Below are 18968 nucleotides of genomic sequence, written 5' to 3'. Positions count from 1 at the left end.
ATTTCACAGCGAACCGCCCCGAGTCAGACGGCAGTTGTCCCGTCCCGGAGCGGCTCATTTCGGTGCCGGGCCAACAAGGCGCCGGATGGGGTCAGTTGCCGTGCTGTTCGCTCACGAAACTGTGCTCGCCCGGGCCGAGGCCCGACACGGTGACCGCGCCGTCGGTCACGGTCACGTCGCGGGTCGACGCCCGCTTTCCGTCCCAGAGCGTCCGCCGGCCGACGGACACCCGCAGTCCGTGCGCGTCGCCGGGAAGGGTGACGGCCCCCTGGGTGTGCTTGGGAACCCGGACGGTGAGGCGGAAGACGCGGGTGCTGTTCTCCCATTCGACGCCCAACGGGCCGTGCGGGGTGGGGAGTTGTCCGGTCGCCCAGTCGACGGCGCCGGGCTGCGGGCGTACTTCCCAGGTGGCGTAGCCGGGCGAGGTCGGGCGGGCGCCGAGGAGGTTGTTGGTGAGCGCGGGCAGGACTCCGGTGGACCAGCCGTGCGCCATGCTGGTGTAAGCGTCCTCGTAGAGGGACCCGTTCGGGCCGATGCCCTCCCAGTTGGTGATGCCGGGGTCGTTCTTGTCCATCCAGCCGTACATACGGCGGATCTGGTCGAGCGCGGAGTCGACCTGACCGGTCAGGAAGCGGGCCTCGATCTCCGGGTAGGAGGTGAAGGCGTAGACCCGCTGGGAGGCCTGGTCGAAGAGGGTGTCGTTGTCCATGAAGGCGTTGCCGTACGGCCGTTTCGTCGTCGCGTCGAGATGGGCGAGCGCGGAGGTGGCGCGGTCCGCGTCGGCGATGCCGGTGACGACGGCGAGGGAGTTGCCGTCCTGTGCGTGGCGCACCGCGCCCGTCGATGAGTCCAGGTAGGCGCCCGCGTCCGCGTCCCACAGCAGCGAGTTGACGGCCTGCGCGACCTTGTCCGCCCGCTCGCTCCAGCGCGTGGCGTCGGCCTTCTGGCCCAGCAGAGTCGCCAACTGGGCGGCGTTCTGGAGGGCTTGGACGTAGAGCGCGTTGTAGTAGGTGACGCGGCCGGTGCGGCCCAGGAACGCGTAGTCGCCGTATCCGCCGGTGCCGTTGAGGCCCTTGCTGAGCAGGCCCGCGTCGTCCGTGACGCTGGGATACCAGGTGTCCAGGACCTTCAGCAGGGTGGGGTAGTAGCGCGTCGCGTACTGGCGGTCCCCGGTGTAGAGGACGTAGTCCCAGCTGCATGTCACCCAGTACAGCGGATAGTCGAAGAGGGGCAGGGTGTAGTTGCCGATGGAGGCGGGCGGTATCCAGCCGTCGGCCCGCTGGTGGTCGGCGAGGTCGGCCAGGACGTTGCGGGCCGCGGCTGCCGCGTCGTCGTGGGTGAGGTACAGGGTGCGGGCGGAGACGGCGAGGTCGCCGACGTACGGGTCACGGTCGCGCTTGGCGCCGTCCTGGAGCACCAACTTCCCCTCCAACGTGGCGCTCCAGGCGTTGCGGGGATCGACGTCGTCCTGGCGGAAGGTGTCGGTGACCAGTTCGTTGGTGTACGCGGCGCCGTACCAGTAACGATTCAACTCGTCGTCGGAGCACAGGAACCAGCCGCGGTAGGTGCTCGGTGTGCCCACGTACGCGGTGAACTGGAGGGCCACGGAGTCGATTTCGACCGTCCCCCAGGGCTGCGCGGCGGGGCTGTCCGTGGCGAGTGCGTCGAGGCTGATCTTGAGGTAGCGGAATCCGTGCAGCCCGTCGGCGAAGACCTTGTCGCCGGCCTGGAAGCCTTTGTGGTCGGTCCAGTTGGCGCCCTTCGCGGGTACGGCGAACTGGTCCGTGCCCTGTCCGGCGCCGCCCGCCTGGTCGGAGCGGGTGAAGTCCGAGCGGTCGGTGAGGAATTGGCGGGTCTCGGAGAACGCGACGCGTACACCTGGGGAGTTGGCGGAGGCGGAGGTGAACCTGATCTGCGGATATCCGACCACGACCTTGCCGAAGTCCACCGTGACGCTGGGCACGGGGATCGGCTCGACCGGCGCGGGCCAGACCTCGTTGATCCGGGTGAAGTTGCCGTGCGAGGTGTCCTGTGCGTGGGTCACGGTGATGCGCACGCGGTCGGTGCCGACCGGCTCCGCGAACGGAACGGCCCGCTGCACCGCGTCGTTGCCCGCGACCGTCGCGGCGGTGTGCCAGTCGCCGTCGCGCCACACGTCGACGGTGTAGTCGGTCGGCACGCCGTCGCTGTTGGAGATCACCGTGATGCCCCGCAGGGTCGCGACCTGCGGCGCGGTGATGGTGAGGACGTCGGGGAACACGCCGAGGGTGTCGTCGTTCCAGAAGGTGTCCGGGTTTCCGTCGATCGCGTTGGCGGCGTCGTAGGTGCGCGGCTGCCCGTCGTTGCCGTTGTTGCCCGCGTGGGCCGAGGAGGCCTCGGCCGTGGTGCCGGCCGGCCAGGCGGGGGCCGCCGCGGGCTGCGGGCGCCGCAGGACGGATCTGGAACCGCCGGGCTTGAGCAGCGCGTTGGGGTTCTTCACGTCTCCGGTCGACGCGACGATCCGCACCGGCCGGACCGTGCGCGAGGACGGTCCCTGGACGTAGCGGTGCCAGCCGCCGGCGCGGCGCGGCACGCTGCCGGTGAGTGAAGCGGAGGCTTCGGCGGCGGGGAGCGCCTCAGCGGTGGGAAGTCCGGTCGAGAGGGACACCGCGGTGAGCCCGACGGTGCCTGCTGCGGCCAGAGCTGCGCGACGGGAAATGCCTTTGTCCGATGTGCTGTTCGACGCCATGCTGTCCCCTTGTGCGGCAATGGAATTGAATCGTTTCACTCGGCAGCTGCGTGGTGACGCTATCTCGAACACCGGATTCGCGTACAGCGTTGGGACAGAAGTTGTTCGACGCGTCGACCGTCGGTCCGATCATGCGGGGGTTGCGGTCAGGGGCGGCATCGGCTGTGCGGCGCGCACGGTCCGGCGGAGGCGGGGTTCGGCCAACTGACCTTTGTCTTCTGGTCAGTTGGCATCGCCGTCCACCCCACGGATCACGCGTCGTACGTCGAGGTCGTACCGCGACGGACCGGCCTCCTCGACGCCGGGCCTGAACAGCTTGTGCCGCAGCAGAGTTGTCGGGCTGCTGTCGATGAGGCGGACGGCAGCGGTCCGGAATCGGCCTCCGTGTCACCGCTCCCGCAGACAGAATGCTGACCGGTCGCTGACAGGATCTTCATACCTGGCCGGGATGTTGGTGCCATGTCCTCCTTCACCGATCCCGGGAACCGCGGCATCACCGGTCCCGTCCTGACGGTCGTCGCGGCCGGCACGGCCCTCGTCCTGCTCTCCTCCTGCGGCGACGGCGGGAAGGGCACCCGCGACGAGGGGGTCGCCTCCATCGCCACCCCTTCCACCACCGTCGGAAGGACGGCGGACCCGGACGCCGGGCACGTGCGGATCCGGCTCGACGACAACCAGCAGGACATCAACAGGCTCTGGGACGCCTGGACGGCCTGCCTCCACCAACAAGGGGTGCCGGCCGACAGCAAACCCGGCGCCAACAGCCCGGCGCTCAAGGCGTGCGAGTTGAAATACCCGCTCCAGCCGGTGGAATTGGATCCGGCGAGGAATCCCCGCTACGGCGACGGCGTGCGGGCCATGGTGAAGTGCATGAACGGTCACGGGATCAAGAGCGTGGTCTCCGAGGGGAATTGGGGACTGGTCAGCGGTGACAGCATGAATCTGCCCGACTTCGACAGGTACAGGGTCGAGTGCCAGGTGAAGTCCTTCGGCGGCAACGGCTGACGGGCTCGTGGACAACGACCCGTGCCCGAGCCCGCCGGCCCCTCGGACCGTCGTACGACTTTGGTCGCTCGTGGTAGCGACGAACGGAGGCTGTGCGCGCGGCCGGTGATGTCTACCGTTGGCGCGTGAACGTGAAGACGAAGGCGCGCGAGGTCCGGAAGCGGTTGGGTGCAGCAGACCTGTGGTCCCGGCGGCAGATCGTCGGCGAGACGGTGCTGGCCCTGCTGCTGGGCCTGTTCGCGATGCTGAGTTTCGCCGGCGGGGACACACCGCGGATGATCGCGGCGGCGGTGGCCGCCGTGGTGCTCTCGCTGCTGCGGCGGTCCTTCCCGGCGACCGTGCTGGTTCTCACGGGTGCGATCGCCGGTGCGCTCGGCACCTTCGGGGTCGTGTTGATGGCCGCGAGCTGGTCGGCGGGGGCACGGATCGAGGCGCCGCGGCGGGCGCTCGCTCTGTTCGGGACCACTTTCGTCGTCTTCACGGGACTGTCCCTCAGCCAGGCGCCATTCGGCCTGTTCGCTGCCCAGGCGCTGGTATTCACCACGCTCGCGTTCCTGGCCACGACGGTCGTGCCCGGTCTCACCAGTCGCTACCGCGCCCAGCGGCGCAGGCTCGTGCACGCGCTGCACGAGCACAATGCCCAGCTGCTGCGCGAACGCGAGATCATCGCCTCCCACGCCCGCCTGCGCGAGCGGCAGCGCATCGCGCAGGACATGCACGACAGCCTCGGCCACCAACTGGCGCTGATCGCCGTCCACACGGGCGCCCTGGAGGTGGACCGGGACCTGACGGACGGGCAGCGCGAGGTGGTCGGCGTCCTGCGGGAGGCGTCCGTGGCCGCGATGCACGAGCTCCGCGAGGCCGTCGGCATCCTGCACGACGGCACACCGGACCGGGCCCGGGAAAGCGAGCCCGATCCGGAGCCCGCGGCCAGGGGTGTCGCGGGGATAGCCGGCCTGGTGACGGCATCGCGGGGCGCGCATTCCGTCGTAGAGCTACGGCAGGCGGGCGAGGCACGGCCACTGACTCCCGCCGCCGATCACGCGGCGTACCGGATCGTGCAGGAGGCGCTGACGAATGCCCTGAAGCACGCGCCGGGAGCCTCGATCACCGTCGAGTTGCGGTACGAGCCGGACTCCCTGGTGGTCGAGGTGGCCAACGGGCCTATACCGGTGACGGCCGGCGGCGGACGGCACCCCGTGGTCAGCGGCGGGCAGGGCCTCACGGGCCTTCAGGAGCGGGCCCGGCTGGTCGGCGGCATGGTGCATACGGGCTCCACGGCCGAGGGCGGTTTCCGGGTCGCGGGCGTTCTGCCGTACGGCTCCCCGCCGCGCACGCCGGGCGGAGACCCGCGGCGAACGGACTCAATGGGCAAAGGAACGACGTTCGTCGACGGGACGAACGACTTCCGGGGGCAGAGCGAAGGGGTGGTGCCCGGCGACGGTGGTGCGGACATCGACTGGTCCGGTGCGCCGGACAGGCAGAAGGAGTTCGACATCGCCATGGGACGCAAGGGGAAAGGCCTCGTGATCGGGTGCAGTGCCGCGGTAGTGATCTTCCTGGTTCTCGGGGTACTGGCCGTCGTGCTGATCGTCAACCTGGTGGAGAAGGAGTCCGACAAACTCATGATCCAGCCGTCCGTCTACAACTCCGTGAAGGTCGGAGACACCGAGACGGCGGTGCGGGACAGGTTGCCGCACGGCAAATCGTTCCTGGCCGGGGCCATAGACGACGAACAGGCGCCCGCCGTGCCGCGGGGGGCGACGTGCGCGTCGTACCTGTCGACGGAGGACTGGCCGAACGAGGGGGACAAGATGCCTGCCTACCGCTTCTGCTTCAAGGACGGCAAACTGATCGAGAAAAAGGCCTACTTGGTCAAGTAGCAGCCATCGCCGCACGTCCCTGCAGGAGAGTCGTGATCAGAGTCCTCGTCGCGGATGACGAACCGCTCATCCGGGCGGGCATCAGGATGATCCTCACCTCCGCCGACGACATCGACGTCGTGGCGGAGGCGGCCAACGGCCGTGAGGCCGTCGACCTGGTCCGCGCCCACTCCGTCGACGTGGCACTGCTGGACATCCAGATGCCCGTGCTGGACGGGCTGTCCGCACTGGCCGAGCTGCGGCGAGCGGCACCGGCCGTACGACCGCTGATCCTGACGACGTTCGGCGAGCGGGAGAACGTACTGCGTGCGCTGAGCCACGGAGGCGCCGGGTTCCTGCTGAAGGACTCGGCGCCGGCCGAACTGATCCAGGCGGTGCGGGCGGCTGCGGCCGGGGACGCGTATCTGTCGCCGGCCGCCACCCGCCATGTGGTCGACTCGCTCGCCTCGGGGCAGACCGCGGCACGCGGCGAGGAGGCGCGGCGACGTCTGGAGACACTGAGCACCCGCGAGCTGGAGGTGCTCGCCCTGCTCGGTGAGGGCTTGTCGAACGCCGACGCGGGCGAGCGGATCCATGTGAGCGAGGCGACGGTGAAGACCTACGTCAGCCGGATCCTGACGAAGCTGCGGTGCGAGAACCGGGTCCAGGCGGCGCTGCTGGCGCGGGACGCGGGGCTGGAGCCCAGCTGAGGCGCTGCGCTGCTCGCTTCGGTCGGGCCGGCTTGCCTGGAGGGCACCGGCGGTCTCGACGAGGGCGACGCCGTGCGTTTCACCGCCACGGGTGGACACCGGGTCGACGCGACCGGGCCCGCGGAGATCCTCGTCCGGGAGATGCACGCCACCTTCGAACTGTGACGCCCCGAGGCCCATGTGCGGGACGCCCCTTACGACTTGAGGCCGATCCGGCTCATGTGGCTCATGTGGCCGGAGGGCTCGGCCGGCGACACCCCGGTGTCACGGCAGCGCTTCGTACAGGATCTCGCGTACCTGGGTGTGCCGGAGATACAGGACGCGGACGGGACCTGCTTCCTCGTCAGAAAGTGAGTTGCCCCGCCGGGGGCCCGCCTGGGTAGGGTCGGGCGGTGCCCGAGTTGCAGCGGCTGCGCGCCGATCATGCCCCGGCGGTCCTGGCCTTCGAGTTGGCGAACCGCGCCTACTTCGCCGCCTCCGTCACCGACCGCGGCGACGACTACTTCGAGCACTTCACCGAACACTTCGAGGCCCTGCTGGCCGAGCAGGAGGCCGGTGTCTGCGCCTTCCATGTGCTCGTCGACGAGGACGGCTCGGTCCTCGGCAGGTTCAACCTGTTCGACCTCGTCGACGGCGGCACCGCCGACCTCGGCTACCGGGTGGCGCAGCACGTCACCGGGCGCGGGACAGCGACCGCGACCGTCGAGGAACTGTGCCGGCTGGCGGTGTCGCGGCACGGTCTGCGTACGCTGCGTGCGGCCACCTCGGACGAGAACATCGCGTCTCAGAAGGTGCTGGCCAAGGCCGGGTTCGTCCCGGTCGGCCGGGCGCTCCCGGCCGAGATCGGCGGCAAGCAGGGCACTTGGTACGAGCGCACCCTCACTCCAGCAGACTGAGCAGCGCCGCCGCGGGCAACGGCCAACGGGTGTGCCCGCGCGGCCCCGTCACCCGGGTCGCGGTCAACAGCGAGTTCAGGACCGCCTCTTCCACGGCGTCCAGCACCGCGCCGAAGAGGACGTCGAGCCCGGCATCGGGCACCACGGCTGGTCCGGCGGGCGTGCCAAGAGGATGGGTGCCGAACGCGAGGCCGTAGTCGCCGCTGCCGTGGCCGTAGCCCGCACCGACCCGGGCCAGCGCGTAGACGGCTCGGCGGGCGAGCCGGGTGAGTTGGCGAGCGTCGAGGGGTGCGTCGGTCGCGGCCACGATCATGCAGGAGCCCGTCTCCGGGCCGGGATCGGACTCCTCGGCAGGGATGCCCACGTCGGCGGGAGCGACCGTACGGCCGCGTACTCGCAGTGTGCCCGCGAAGTTGGCCTGCACCAGCACACCGAGCATCGTCTCCCGGCCCGCGAGCGGTACGCGTCGCGACGAGGTTCCGATACCGGCCTTGAAACCGAGCGCGGTCATCCCGGTGCCCGCGCCGACCGAGCCCTCGGCGACCGGCCCGGCGGACGCGGAGTCGAGTGCGGCTCGGACGTGTTCCTCCCGGACCGGACGCGACCGGATGTCGGACAGGAGGCCGTCGTTGCACTCCCCCACCACGGGGTTCACACTCCGGACGTCCGTCTCCTCGGGCCGTTCCAGCACCCAGCCGACCAGGGCGTCCGCGACCCGGAAGGCGGACAGGGTCGAGGTGAGCAGCACCGGGGTTTCCAGCGCGCCGAGTTCGGCGATCTGCGTGGTGCCGAGGAGCTTGCCGTAGCCGTTGCCCGCGAACACCCCGGCGGGCAACGGGCTTGCGGGGCCCACTCCTTCGGGCAGGATCGCGGTGACGCCGCTGTGCACCTGCGGCGGGCGGATCAGCGTGGCGTGTCCGACACGGATGCCGGGCACGTCCGTGATCGCGTTGTGCGTCCCCGTGGGCAAGTCGCCGATACCGAGCCCGAGTTCACGGGCCCGGCGGGGTACGGCGGGCGCGAGCGGAACGGGGCGGGGCGACTCTGGCATGGCCAGACACTACGGCAGCAGTGGTCACGCCGACGGACGGAGGTCACCCACCCCGCGTTGTCGGTGTCAGCCTGCGGCGAGGAGCTCGAGGGTGTCGATCACCCGGTTGGAGAAGCCCCACTCGTTGTCGTACCAGGCGACGACCTTCACATGGCGGCCGTCCACGCGGGTGAGCGCCGAGTCGAAGATCGACGAGGCGGGGTTGCCGGTGATGTCGGAGGACACGAGCGCGTCCTCGGAGTACTCCAGGACGCCCGCGAGGGGTCCCTCAGCGGCGGTGCGGTAGGCCGCCAGCACGTCTTCGCGGGTCACGTCGCGGGAGACCGTGGTGTTGAGCTCGACGATCGAGCCCACCGGCACGGGCACCCTGATCGAGTCGCCCGACAGCTTGCCGTCGAGGTTCGGCAGGACGTGGCCGATCGCCTTGGCGGCGCCCGTGGTGGTCGGCACGATGTTGACCGCGGCGGCACGGGCGCGGCGGGCGTCGCGGTGCGGGCCGTCCTGCAGGTTCTGCTCCTGCGTGTAGGCGTGCACCGTGGTCATGAAGCCGTGCTCGATACCGGCGAGTTCGTCGAGCACCGCGGCCAGTGGCGCCAGCGCGTTGGTCGTGCAGGAGGCGTTGGAGACGATCGTGTGCGTGGCCGGGTCGTAGGCGTCGTTGTTCACCCCGAACGCGAGCGTGACATCGGCACCGTCCGAGGGCGCGCTGACGAGCACCTTGCGCGCACCCGCGTCGAGGTGGACGCGGGCGGCCTTGGCGGAGGTGAAACGGCCGGTGGACTCAAGGACGAGGTCGACATTCAGCGCGGCCCAGGGCAGGTCCGCCGGTTCGCGCTCGGCGAGCACCTTGATGCGCCGGCCGTCGACGACAAGGGTGTCCCCGTCGACGGAGACCGGGCGGCCGAGCCGGCCGGACGTCGTGTCGAAGGCGAGCAGCCGAGCCAGGGTGGCGGGCTCCGTCAGGTCGTTGACGGCGACGACTTCGAGGGTGCTGTCGCGTTCGAGCAGGGCGCGCAGCACATTGCGTCCGATGCGGCCGAATCCATTGATGGCGATGCGAGTCATAAGTGAAGTCCCTTCGGTTCCACTCCAGGCTCGCGCGCGGCAACCGTCGGTGACAGTGGCGTGATCGCCATGGTTCAAAAGGATTTCGCCAACGCGGTCGCGGGGCTTTCGCCGAAGGCCGTCGCGGGGTCTCGGCTACTCCCCCTGGGCGAAGGTGCGCCGGTACTCGCTCGGTGTGGTGCCGAGCAGGCGGTGGAAGTGCAGCCGGAGGTTGGCGCCGGTGCCGAGGCCGACGTCGGCGGCGATCTGCTCGACGCTGCGCTCGGACCGTTCGAGCAGTTCGCGGGCCATGTCGACGCGGGCGCGCATGACCCACTGCATCGGCGTGTAGCCGGTCTCGTCGACGAAGCGCCGGGAGAAGGTGCGCGGTGAGACCGCGGCCTGCCGGGCCAGGGTTTCCAGGGTGAGGGGCTCGCCGAGCCGGTGCAGGGCCCACTCGCGGGTGGCGGCGAACCGCTCACCCAGCGGTTCGGGCACGCTGCGCGGCACGTACTGCGCCTGGCCGCCGCTGCGGTAGGGGGCCGCGACCAGGCGCCGGGCCGCGTGGTTGGACGCGGCCACTCCGAGGTCGCCGCGCAGGATGTGCAGGCAGAGGTCGATGCCGGAGGCGGCGCCCGCCGAAGTCAGCATGCTGCCCTCGTCGACGAACAGGACGTTCTCGTCAACTTTGACGAGTGGGTACTTCGCGGCGAGGGCCAGCGTGTAGTGCCAGTGGGTCGTCGCCCGCTTGCCGTCGAGGAGGCCGGTGGCGGCGAGCGCGAAGGCCCCCGTGGAGATCGCGGCGAGCCGTGCGCCCCGGTCGTGGGCGGTGATCAGCGCGTCGAGGACGGCCTGCGGCGGGTCCTCACGGTCCGGGAACCGATAGCCGGGGACGAAGACGATGTCGGCCCAGGCCAGCGCGTCGAGACCGTCGGCCACGTGGTACGACAGGCCGTCACCGCCGGTCACCAGACCGGGAGCCGCGCCGCACAGCCGCACCTCGTACGGCATGCTCGCCCGCGTCGTGAAGACCTGCGCGGGGATACCGACGTCGAGCGGCTTGGCGCCTTCGAGGACGAGGACGGCGACACGGCGGAGGCGGGCGGCTGACACGCCAACAGCGTACGCAGAGGTACGGCCGCCCGGTCGCGAGGACCCGGGAAGGACCAGGTCAGACCTTCCAGGAGCGCAGCTGGTCGGCGACGGCCACGACCCCGACACGAGTGTCGCGGATCTTGCGGACGAGCTCGGAGAGCGCGCCGTACGGCGGGTCGATGCCCTCGCCGGACTGGCCCATGTACTGGGCGGCGACGAACGCGGCGTACAGGCTGTTGCGGTGCGGCAGCGGCTCCAGGCGCACGATGGTGTGCATGAGCGCGGCGGCCCGCCAGGCGGCGTCCGGATCGGCGGCGGCGAGGGTCGGCAGCTTGGTCTTGTGGCGGGCTACGGCGGCCACGAGCGCGGAGTAGTCCGAGACCGACATGTCCTCGTCGGAGAGGGCGGCCTCCTGGACGTCGAGCAGCCAGGAGACGTCGATGTACAGGTGCATCAGGCGGCCGCGGCCCCACCGCGCTCGGAGGGCGGCACCTCTTCGGGGAACGCGTCGTCGAACTCGCCGCGCAGCCGCTCGGCCCACGCGGACGCGCCGGCGACGAACCGGCCGCGCTGCATCTCGCGGACGCCGAGGTCGTGCAGGTACTGCTTGAGACTCTTGCCCTCGGCCGCGGCGGCGGCGCGCACCCCGTCGAGTTCCTCTTCGGTGAAGGACACATTCAGTGATGGCATACGTCGATGGTACCTAGTTGGTGCCATCGGGGCGAGGGGCCTCACCTCCTCGCTTTTCGCGGTCCCCGGGACCGGTTCGCGGGGGCGGCACCTAGGCTGCGGGAATGATCTCTCGCGACTATCTCTTCGACATGTTCTCGCTGGACGGCCGGGTGGCGGTGGTGACGGGCGGCAGTTCCGGCATCGGCCGGGCGGTCGCCGGGGCGCTCGCGCGGGCGGGGGCCCAGGTCGTCGTAGTGGCCCGCAAGGAGGAGGAACTGGCCGCCACCGTCGACGAGTTGGTGGCGGACGGGTGCCGGGCCGCGTGGGTGAGCGGGGATCTGGGGACGCGTGACGGGGTGCGTGCGGCGGCGGAGGCCGCGACCGAGGCGTTCGGCGAGCCGGACATTCTCGTGAACAGCGCCGGGATCAACCTCCGCCCGCCGATGGACGAGTTGGGCGAGGACGTGTGGGACACCACGATGGCGGTGAACCTGGAGGCGCCCTACCTCCTGGGCCGGCGCTTCGGTCCCGGCATGGCCGAGCGGGGCTTCGGGCGGATCATCCACATCACCTCCCAGCAGGCGCATCGCGCGTTCGTGCAGAGCGGCGCCTACGGGGTCTCCAAGGGCGCGTTGGAGTCACTGGCCCGGTCGCAGGCCGAGGCGTGGTCGCCGTACGGCGTCACCTGCAACACGCTGGTGCCGGGGTTCGTGATGACCCCGCTCAACGCGCGGCTGTCGAACGACCCGGAGAAGGTGGCGGCGCTGGCCGCCCGAACGATGGTCGGGCGCAACGGACTTGCCGAGGATTTCGCGGGCGCAGCCGTGTTCCTGGCGAGCCGCGCCTCCGCCTATGTCACCGGGCAGTCGGTCTTCGTCGACGGCGGGTTCTCCGTGCACTAGCCCAACGCCCTTTGAACGTCCGCCAGTTGGAGATCGTGGCACGAGGGTCATGGCACACTGCTGGCCGACGCGTCACAGGAGGATCGGAATGACAGCTGCCGGATTCAGCGCGGACGGCATCGACACCAGCAAGCCCCAATCGGCCCGCATGTACGACTACTTCCTCGGCGGCAAGGACAACTATCCCGTCGACTGGGAAGCCGCGGAAAAGGTCATCGCGCTGTTCCCCGCCGTCAAGCAAATGGCCCGGGTGAACCGCGATTTCATGCACCGGGCGTCCCGGCTGCTGGCAGGTCGAGGAATCCGTCAGTTCCTCGACATCGGTACCGGAATACCCACCCGGCCCAACCTCCACCAAGTCGTCCAGGCCATCGATCCCGGGGCCCGGGTGGTGTACGTGGACAACGACCCGATCGTGCTGAGGCATGCCGAGGCGCTTCTTCACAGCACGCCCGAGGGAAGTACGACGTACATCCAGGCCGACGTGCGAGAGCCGGGGAAGATCCTCGCGGCGGCGAGGGAAGTGCTGGACTTCGAGCAGCCCGTCGCCCTGTCCCTGGTGGCCCTGCTGCACCTGGTGGCCGACGAGGACGATCCCCATCGGATCGTCGCCGAACTGCTCGCGGCCCTGGCACCCGGCAGTTATCTGGCCCTTTCCCACGCGACCGGCGACTTCGATCCCGAGACCTGGGAGCGGGTAGTCGAGGTCTACCGCAAGGGCGGCACACCCGCGCAGGTGCGGTCGCGCGCCGAATTCACCGCGTTCTTCACGGGACTTGAGCTTGTCGACCCGGGCATAGAACTCGCTGCACGCTGGCATCCCGAACTCGGGGAGCGGCGGAGCGAGAGCGAACAGATCCCGTTGTACGTCGGAGTCGCCCGCACAGTGTGACGGACCGAGCTCGGTGATCTCCGGTGTGCCCGTGCGGGAATCAATCGTGGCCGCCGAACGCTCTGGCCTGCGTGAAGAAGATAGGTTTCCTTTCGTTCGGTCACTGGTCGCCGAGTCCGCATTCCAGGACCCGGTCCGCTGCCGACTTCCTGCACCAGTCCATCGACCTGGCGGTCGCCGCCGAGGAGCTGGGCGTGGACGGCGCGTACTTCCGCGTGCACCACTTCGCGCAGCAGGCGGGCAGCCCCTTCCCGCTGCTCTCGGCCATCGGCGCACGGACCTCGAAGATCGAGATCGGCACCGGCGTGATCGACATGCGCTACGAGAACCCGCTGTACATGGCCGAGAACGCGGGCGCCGCCGACCTGATCTCCGGCGGCCGACTGCAGCTCGGCATCAGCCGTGGCTCACCGGAGCAGGTGATCGACGGCTGGCGCTACTTCGGCTACGCCCCCGAGGAGGGTGAGACCGGCGCGGACATGGCCCGGCAGCACGCCGAGGCGTTCCTCAAGGTGATCGAGGGCGAGGGTTTCGCGCGGCCGAATCCGCGGCCGATGTTCCCCAACCCGCCGGGGCTGCTGCGCGTCGAGCCGTACTCCGAGGGGCTGCGCGAACGGATCTGGTGGGGCTCCAGCTCGAACGCGACCGCCGTCTGGGCCGCGAAGCTGGGGATGAACCTGCAGAGCTCCACGCTGAAGGACGACGAGACGGGCGAGCCGCTGCACGTCCAGCAGCGCAAGCAGATCGAGGCGTACCGCGAGGCGTACAAGGAGGCGGGCCACACGCGCGAGCCGCGGGTGTCCGTCAGCCGCAGCATCTTCGCCCTGACCGACGACATGGACCGGGCCTACTTCGGCCACGACCGCAACTCGCGCGACCAGGTCGGCATGATCGACGACACGACCCGGGCGATCTTCGGACGCTCGTACGCCGCCGAGCCGGACGTGCTGGTCAAGCAGCTCAAGGAGGACGAGGCCATCCAGGCCGCGGACACCCTCCTGCTGACCGTCCCGAACCAGCTCGGGGTCGACTACAACGCCCATGTGCTGGAGAGCATCCTGACCGAGGTGGCACCGGAGCTCGGCTGGCGCTGAGTGGTGTCTGCCGCCCGGTTTCGGGGAGTCGACGCGACCGCCCGCCGCCGGTTCCCGACCTGGTCGAGAGCCGGCGTCCGGGACTGTCGGCCGGTCCCCTTGTCCCGTCGGCCGGCGCCGGTCACATCACGTCGTCGAGCCAGTCGAAGAGCACCTCGTTGCGGTGCTGTGGTGCCTGGACCGCGTCGTGGTCGCCGGCTCCGTCGGCCGTGGTGAAGGTGACCAGGTCCTTGGGGCAGGTGAGCAGGTCGTACAACGGCTTGCTCTGGCCTGATACCAGTTGGTCGTTCTCGTAGTCGGTGACCAGCGCGGGGCAGCGGACACGGGCGGCCACGTCGGCGTTCTGGAACTTCCGCAGTGTCTCGCGGAGCCCCCACACATCCATCGGCGGCCGGCCGGCCAGCGCGTCCGCGCGGAATCCGGGTCCGAAGAGTTCGGCCCGTTTGGCGAGGGTGAAGCGGTCCACGGCCGACAGGCCGGGCACCACCTGTTCGCGCCACACGGTGTTGACCTCGTCCCTGGTGGACCCGGCCGCGAAGACCTCGCCGATCTTCGGCTCCCAGATGGACCATACGTCGACGATGCCCGGGTCCATACAGACCGCGGCCAGCCGGTGTTCGAACGCGGCGGCCCGGGCGACCGATTCCCCGCAGAGGCTCCAGCCGACCAGCGCGATCCGGTCGCGGTCCACCTCGGGGCGTCGGTGCAGCCAGTCGACGACCGGAGTGACGACCTTCTCCCAGTCGGGACGCAGCGGCACGTTCCGCTCGAACAGCATCGCGGCCTGCCCGGGACCCTCGAAGATCAGCGCGTGGTAGCCGCGTTCCAGGGCGGCGGCCGCGCCGAACGCGTACAGCTCGACGCTCTGGGCGTCGCTGCCGTTGTTGAGGATCACGGTGGGCCGCGGGCGCGTGGAACGGTCCGAACGGAGTAGGTAGCCCGGCATCGTCGTGCCCTGGTAGTCGATCGCCACCCGTTCGATCGGTGGATCGAAGAGGGCTGCCGCGCGCTCCCAGCAGCGCCGCATCTCCGCGAAGACGGCCTTCTCGGCGCCGGGTGTGGCGGTGCCGAGCACAAACATCAGTGCGGCGGATCCATAGCTCGCGGCCCGCAGGAAGCCGCCCCGGGCCGAAGCGATGTGCCCGGCCCGCTGCCGGGCTGCGGCCTGCTCGGCGGTACGGGCGGCCAGCGCGCGGAACTCCTCGACGAAACGCTGATAGCCGGCCCCGGCGGCGTTGATCCGGTCCACGGCGGCCAGCACCTCACCGGCCTCCGCACTGCCGTAACCGCAGACACCGAGCAGTAACTGGGTCTGGAAGTTCAGGTCTTCGGCCGTGAAGAATCGGACGCCGGCGGCCGGGGTCGCGGTGGCCTCCGACGCCGAGGAGCCGATCAGCGCGGCCGCCGTCGCCGTCGCAGTGCCCGCCAGCAGACTTCGGCGCCCGATACGGCTCGGCGATGCGGAATGTCGGTACATGGCCTCGGCTTTCCCTGGGAAAAGGCTGACTCTCCGAGCCTGGCCGCCGCCCGGTGCGGGTCACCACCACCCACAGGTGGAGATCACCAACGCGCGGGTGGAGATGGGTTCCGGGAAACGGTCGAACCGACCGAGCAGTACTCAGACCGCCGCTACGGCGGGTTCGTCGGCCTCGGCCAGCAGATCCGTCAAGGTCGCCCGGGCCCGCGCCACTCGGGAGCGGACCGTTCCAATCGGGCAGTCGCTCGCCTCGGCGGCTTCCGCGTAGGGCAGACCGAGCATCTGGGTGAGGACGAAGGCTTCCCTGCGGTCGTCCGGCAGCGATGCCAGGAGATCGAGGAGCGCGACGCCGTCCTCGAAGCCGGGCAGGTCGATCGGCTGGGACAGTTCGACCGCCAACTGCCAGTCCGGTACGTCGGACAGGCGGGGTCTCGCGGCGGCGTACCGGTAGCTGTCGATGACGGCGCGGCGGGCGATCGACAGCAGCCAGGAGCGTGCCGAGGAGCGCCCCTCGAAGCGGTGCAGGCTGCCGAGCGCGCGCAGGAACGTGTCCTGTACGAGGTCGTCGGCGGCCTGCGGATCGCCGCAGAGATGAGCGACGTACCGCTGGACGTCACGCTGTAAGGCCCGGACGAAGTGCTCGACCGCGTCCGCGTCGCCGTGGCGGGCGGCGAGCGCCCACGCCGTTATCGACTCGTCGAGAGATGCCGACTTCTTCTCGCCTTTGCCGCGCGGGGCGGGCAGGGCAGGAGTGATCACCTGGTGTCCTTCTCGGTCATCCGTGTTCCGGACCTGGGCACGCGGGAACGCGGGCGGTCCGGTGAGCGGGGAGGGACGGCCCTACGGCGCGCTCGCGCGGACGTAGGGCCGAGGCCAAAGGCACGCCGTACGGGCGGCCTCGGGGTACCGGCTGTCTCAGACGACAGCGGTCCGCGCGGGCGGGCCCCGGGAGGTGATCGAGTGGACGAGGAGGAGGGAGTGCGGCGCCCGGTCCGAACGGAGGCGACGCCTGCGGAGGCGCGGGCGGTCCGTCGGCGCGGGCAGTGCCAGCAGCAGCCGTAGCGGAGCCGCCAGACGGCCGATGACGACGCGCAGGATGCGGAACGCGGCCTTCTCGCCGTGGGCCAGCCAGAGCCCGCAGAGCAGGGCGGCGAACAGGTGGGCGACGAGCATGCCGGTCGAGGGCGTACCGCCGGCCGACGATGCCGCCATGTCCATGGAGCCCGGCTGCATCGAGCCCATTGCCATGTCCGTGTCCGCAGACGCCGACCGGGTGAGTGAGAACGCCGAGTGCAGCATCGTCTGGGAGACGACCACGACCGTCACGATCAGCGGGAGGCCGCGCTCACGGCCCGCCAGACACCAGCCCGCGGTGCCGGTGGCGACCAGTCCGGCGGACAGTGCCCACGGGGGCACGTGGTTCCCGGACATCATGACGTGCGCCAGGGAGGCGAGCACCACGCAGACGGCCGCGAACATCGCGGCCCGCATCGTGCGGGAACACCACCCTGGTCTCATGAGGCCTCATCCTGGCACCAGGAAATCGCATGTCAGGTGCGGGTAAGCAAACCCACAGCGCACCACACTCAACCCACAGCATGTGACCCGGACCACACCAAAGGCCCGGAACTCAACGGGATTGCCGTCCGACTTCTGTTGGAGAGGGAGGTTCAGCGCGCGGCGGGCTCGGCCTCGGTCGCCGCCGTCTCGTCGCGGGCGAGCGGCTGGGCGGCGTAGGTGATGCGGATGACGCCGTCGGCGTGCCGCTCGGCGCTCGCCCTGACGCCGAAGACATCCCTGAGGATCTCCGGGGTCAGCACTTCCAGGACCGGTCCAGCGGCCACCACCGCTCCCTCGTGCAGGACGGCGAGGTGGTCGCAGAGGCGGGCGGCCAGGTCGAGGTCGTGCAGGACCGCGAGTGTGGTGATGCCGGTCGCGCGGATCAGGTCAAGGAGCTCGAACCTGGCGCGGATGTCGAGATGGTTGGTGAGTTCGTCCAGGACGAGGAGCTGGGCGTTCTGTGCCAACGCCCTTGCCAGCAGGACGCGTTGGCGTTCGCCGCCGGAGAGGGAGGCGTAGTCGCGCTCCGCGTACGGTCGTACGCCGCAGTGGTCGATGGCTTGCTGTACGGCTCTGTGGTCCTCGGTGCCGTCGCGTCCCAGGAGGCCGTGGTGCGGGGCGCGGCCCAGAGCGACGATCTCCGTCACGGTCAGGCCGGTGGTGTTGCCGGTGGCGTCCTGGAGGACCGCGGCCGTGCGGCGGGCCGCGGCGCGGGCGGACAGCGTCCATACGTCGTCCTCGCCGACTCTGACGACGCCGTCCGCCGGGCGGAGCGAGCGGTAGACGGCGCGCAACAGGGTTGATTTACCACTGCCGTTGGGACCGGCCAGGCCGACGACGTCGCCCTTGCGGGCCTCGAGGCTCACACCGTGCAGGATCGGGCTGCGGTCCAAGGTGATGTGGAGTTGGTCGACGGTGAGTTTCATGGAACTCCCTTCAGTCCAGGCCCTTGTTGTGGCGCAGCAGCCACAGGAAGAAGGGGCGCCGAGGAGGGCGGTCAGGATGCCCAGCGGTAGTTCGTTGGGGCGGTTCAGGGTGCGGGAGAGCAGGTCGACGAGGACCAGGTAGACCGAGCCCAACAGGGCGGTCAGGGGCAGGAGTCGGCGGTGGTCGGCGCCGGTGGTGAGGCGGACGAGGTGCGGGATCATCAGGCCGACGAAGCCGATGCTGCCGGCGACGGCGATGACGGTTCCGGTCAACAGCGCGCTGAGTACCAGGAGTACGGCGCGCAGCCGGTTGACGTCGACGCCGAGCGCGGTGGCGGACTCGTCGCCGGCGAGCAGGACGTTGAGCCGCCTGCCGAAGAGCGTCAGGAGTGCGGTGGTGACCAGCACGACCACGGTGACCGTGGGGAGTTGGTCCCACTGGGCACCGGAGACGCTGCCCAGCATCCAGAACATGACGGTGCGCAACTCGGTAGGTGTCGCCTGGAGTTGGACGAAGCTGGTCGCCGAGAGGAAGACATAGCCGACAGCAACTCCCGCCAACACCAGCCGGGTCGGGGCCAGTCGGCCCCGTCGCTGTCCGAGCGCGAAGACCAGCGCGCCCGCCACCACCGCGCCGATGAAGGCCGCCGCCGACACCCCGAGCCCGGCGAGCGCGGCGCCGCCGCCCAAGGTGATGACTAGGACCGCGCCGAGCGTGGCGCCGTAGGAAAAGCCCAGCACGATGGGGTCGGCCAGCGGGTTGGACACCACGGTCTGGAGCACCGCGCCCGACACGGCCAGGGCCGCGCCGACCAGGGCGGCCAACACCACGCGCGGGGTACGGAAGTTCCAGACGATCTGGTCGAGCGCGGGGTCGGAGGGCGCCGCCCCGACGCCGGTGACGTGATGGAGGACGATCGCCCACACGTCACCGAGCGGGACGTTCACCGCGCCGATACTGATCGCCACGATCATGGTCGCGAGCAGCGCGACCGGCAGGAGCAGGAAGGCCAGCGGGACCCTGATCCGGCTCAGAACGCGTCCGGGTGCAGCG

General features: G+C 70.3%; 17 protein-coding genes and 1 pseudogene. 7 read left to right on the top strand and 11 right to left on the bottom strand.

Translation table 11 applies throughout. The annotated features are described in order from the left end of the window. Positions 1–91: 91 nt before the first annotated feature. Positions 92–2728, bottom strand: coding sequence for an alpha-L-rhamnosidase-related protein (locus SSP08S_RS51755; protein ID WP_019075528.1), 2637 nt, complete (start codon positions 2726–2728; stop codon positions 92–94). 459 nt (positions 2729–3187) lie between these two features. Here SSP08S_RS51755 and SSP08S_RS51750 point away from each other — a divergent pair, with 459 nt between their 5' ends. From SSP08S_RS51750 to SSP08S_RS51725, 4 genes are all read left to right on the top strand, one after another. Further along, on the top strand, positions 3188–3733 hold the full coding sequence (locus tag SSP08S_RS51750; protein ID WP_019075527.1) for a hypothetical protein: 546 nt from the start codon (positions 3188–3190) through the stop codon (positions 3731–3733). A 125-nt stretch (positions 3734–3858) separates the two neighbouring features. Continuing rightward, entirely contained in the window at positions 3859–5616 is a 1758-nt protein-coding gene (locus SSP08S_RS51745) for a histidine kinase (RefSeq protein WP_245608140.1), read from the top strand. A 32-nt stretch (positions 5617–5648) separates the two neighbouring features. Then, a complete protein-coding gene (locus SSP08S_RS51740; RefSeq protein WP_019075525.1) occupies positions 5649–6305 on the top strand; it encodes a response regulator transcription factor in 657 nt (218 codons plus the stop codon). Positions 6306–6697: 392 nt separating this feature from the next. Then, a complete protein-coding gene (locus SSP08S_RS51725; protein ID WP_019075522.1) occupies positions 6698–7201 on the top strand; it encodes a GNAT family N-acetyltransferase in 504 nt (167 codons plus the stop codon). Here the strand turns inward: SSP08S_RS51725 and SSP08S_RS51720 are convergent. The 5 genes from SSP08S_RS51720 to SSP08S_RS51700 all read right to left on the bottom strand — a co-directional run bounded on the left by SSP08S_RS51720 (position 7185) and on the right by SSP08S_RS51700 (position 11081). Next, entirely contained in the window at positions 7185–8252 is a 1068-nt protein-coding gene (locus tag SSP08S_RS51720) for a P1 family peptidase (RefSeq protein ID WP_019075521.1), read from the bottom strand. The two genes, SSP08S_RS51725 and SSP08S_RS51720, sit on opposite strands and share 17 nt — an antisense overlap. A 66-nt stretch (positions 8253–8318) precedes the next feature. After that, the gene (gene gap / locus SSP08S_RS51715) at positions 8319–9317 is read right to left on the bottom strand and encodes a type I glyceraldehyde-3-phosphate dehydrogenase (protein ID WP_019075520.1); all 999 of its coding nucleotides are present in this window, start codon (positions 9315–9317) and stop codon (positions 8319–8321) included. A gap of 135 nt (positions 9318–9452) precedes the next feature. Beyond that, a complete protein-coding gene (locus SSP08S_RS51710; RefSeq protein WP_019075519.1) occupies positions 9453–10409 on the bottom strand; it encodes a GlxA family transcriptional regulator in 957 nt (318 codons plus the stop codon). 58 nt (positions 10410–10467) lie between these two features. Then, positions 10468–10845, bottom strand: coding sequence for a hypothetical protein (locus SSP08S_RS51705; RefSeq protein ID WP_019075518.1), 378 nt, complete (start codon positions 10843–10845; stop codon positions 10468–10470). Further along, the gene (locus SSP08S_RS51700) at positions 10845–11081 is read right to left on the bottom strand and encodes a hypothetical protein (RefSeq protein ID WP_026179556.1); all 237 of its coding nucleotides are present in this window, start codon (positions 11079–11081) and stop codon (positions 10845–10847) included. Before SSP08S_RS51700 ends, SSP08S_RS51705 begins: the two co-directional genes overlap by 1 nt. Positions 11082–11185: 104 nt before the next feature. Between SSP08S_RS51700 and SSP08S_RS51695 the strand changes: the two genes are divergently transcribed. The 3 genes from SSP08S_RS51695 (at position 11186) to SSP08S_RS51685 (ending at position 13951) form a co-directional block, all read left to right on the top strand. Beyond that, entirely contained in the window at positions 11186–11965 is a 780-nt protein-coding gene (locus SSP08S_RS51695; RefSeq protein ID WP_019075516.1) for an SDR family NAD(P)-dependent oxidoreductase, read from the top strand. Positions 11966–12053: 88 nt separating this feature from the next. Then, entirely contained in the window at positions 12054–12857 is an 804-nt protein-coding gene (locus tag SSP08S_RS51690) for an SAM-dependent methyltransferase (RefSeq protein WP_019075515.1), read from the top strand. A gap of 71 nt (positions 12858–12928) precedes the next feature. Beyond that, a complete protein-coding gene (locus tag SSP08S_RS51685; protein WP_019075514.1) occupies positions 12929–13951 on the top strand; it encodes an LLM class flavin-dependent oxidoreductase in 1023 nt (340 codons plus the stop codon). A gap of 121 nt (positions 13952–14072) precedes the next feature. On the opposite strand, the gene SSP08S_RS51680 is transcribed toward SSP08S_RS51685, so the two are convergent. The 5 genes and pseudogenes from SSP08S_RS51680 to SSP08S_RS64045 form a co-directional block, all read right to left on the bottom strand. After that, positions 14073–15428 carry an alpha/beta hydrolase family protein gene (locus tag SSP08S_RS51680; RefSeq protein WP_019075513.1) on the bottom strand — a complete coding sequence of 452 codons (1356 nt, stop codon included), beginning with the start codon at positions 15426–15428 and terminating at the stop codon, positions 14073–14075. Between the two features lie 141 nt (positions 15429–15569). Next, entirely contained in the window at positions 15570–16187 is a 618-nt protein-coding gene (locus SSP08S_RS51675) for a sigma-70 family RNA polymerase sigma factor (RefSeq protein WP_019075512.1), read from the bottom strand. 156 nt (positions 16188–16343) lie between these two features. After that, entirely contained in the window at positions 16344–16946 is a 603-nt protein-coding gene (locus SSP08S_RS51670; protein ID WP_026179554.1) for a hypothetical protein, read from the bottom strand. Positions 16947–17098: 152 nt separating this feature from the next. Continuing rightward, positions 17099–17914: an ABC transporter ATP-binding protein gene (locus SSP08S_RS64050; protein WP_026179553.1), complete on the bottom strand. Its 816-nt coding sequence runs from the start codon at positions 17912–17914 to the stop codon at positions 17099–17101. A gap of 111 nt (positions 17915–18025) precedes the next feature. Further along, positions 18026–18889: pseudogene (locus SSP08S_RS64045) on the bottom strand (FecCD family ABC transporter permease); the annotation flags it as partial. Positions 18890–18968: the final 79 nt, after the last annotated feature.

The sequence above is a fragment of the Streptomyces hokutonensis genome (genome assembly GCF_000376565.1).
Taxonomy (GTDB): Bacteria; Actinomycetota; Actinomycetes; order Streptomycetales; family Streptomycetaceae; genus Streptomyces; species Streptomyces hokutonensis.
Note: the sequence above shows the minus strand (reverse complement) of the source record. Positions and strands in the feature narration are given on the sequence as shown.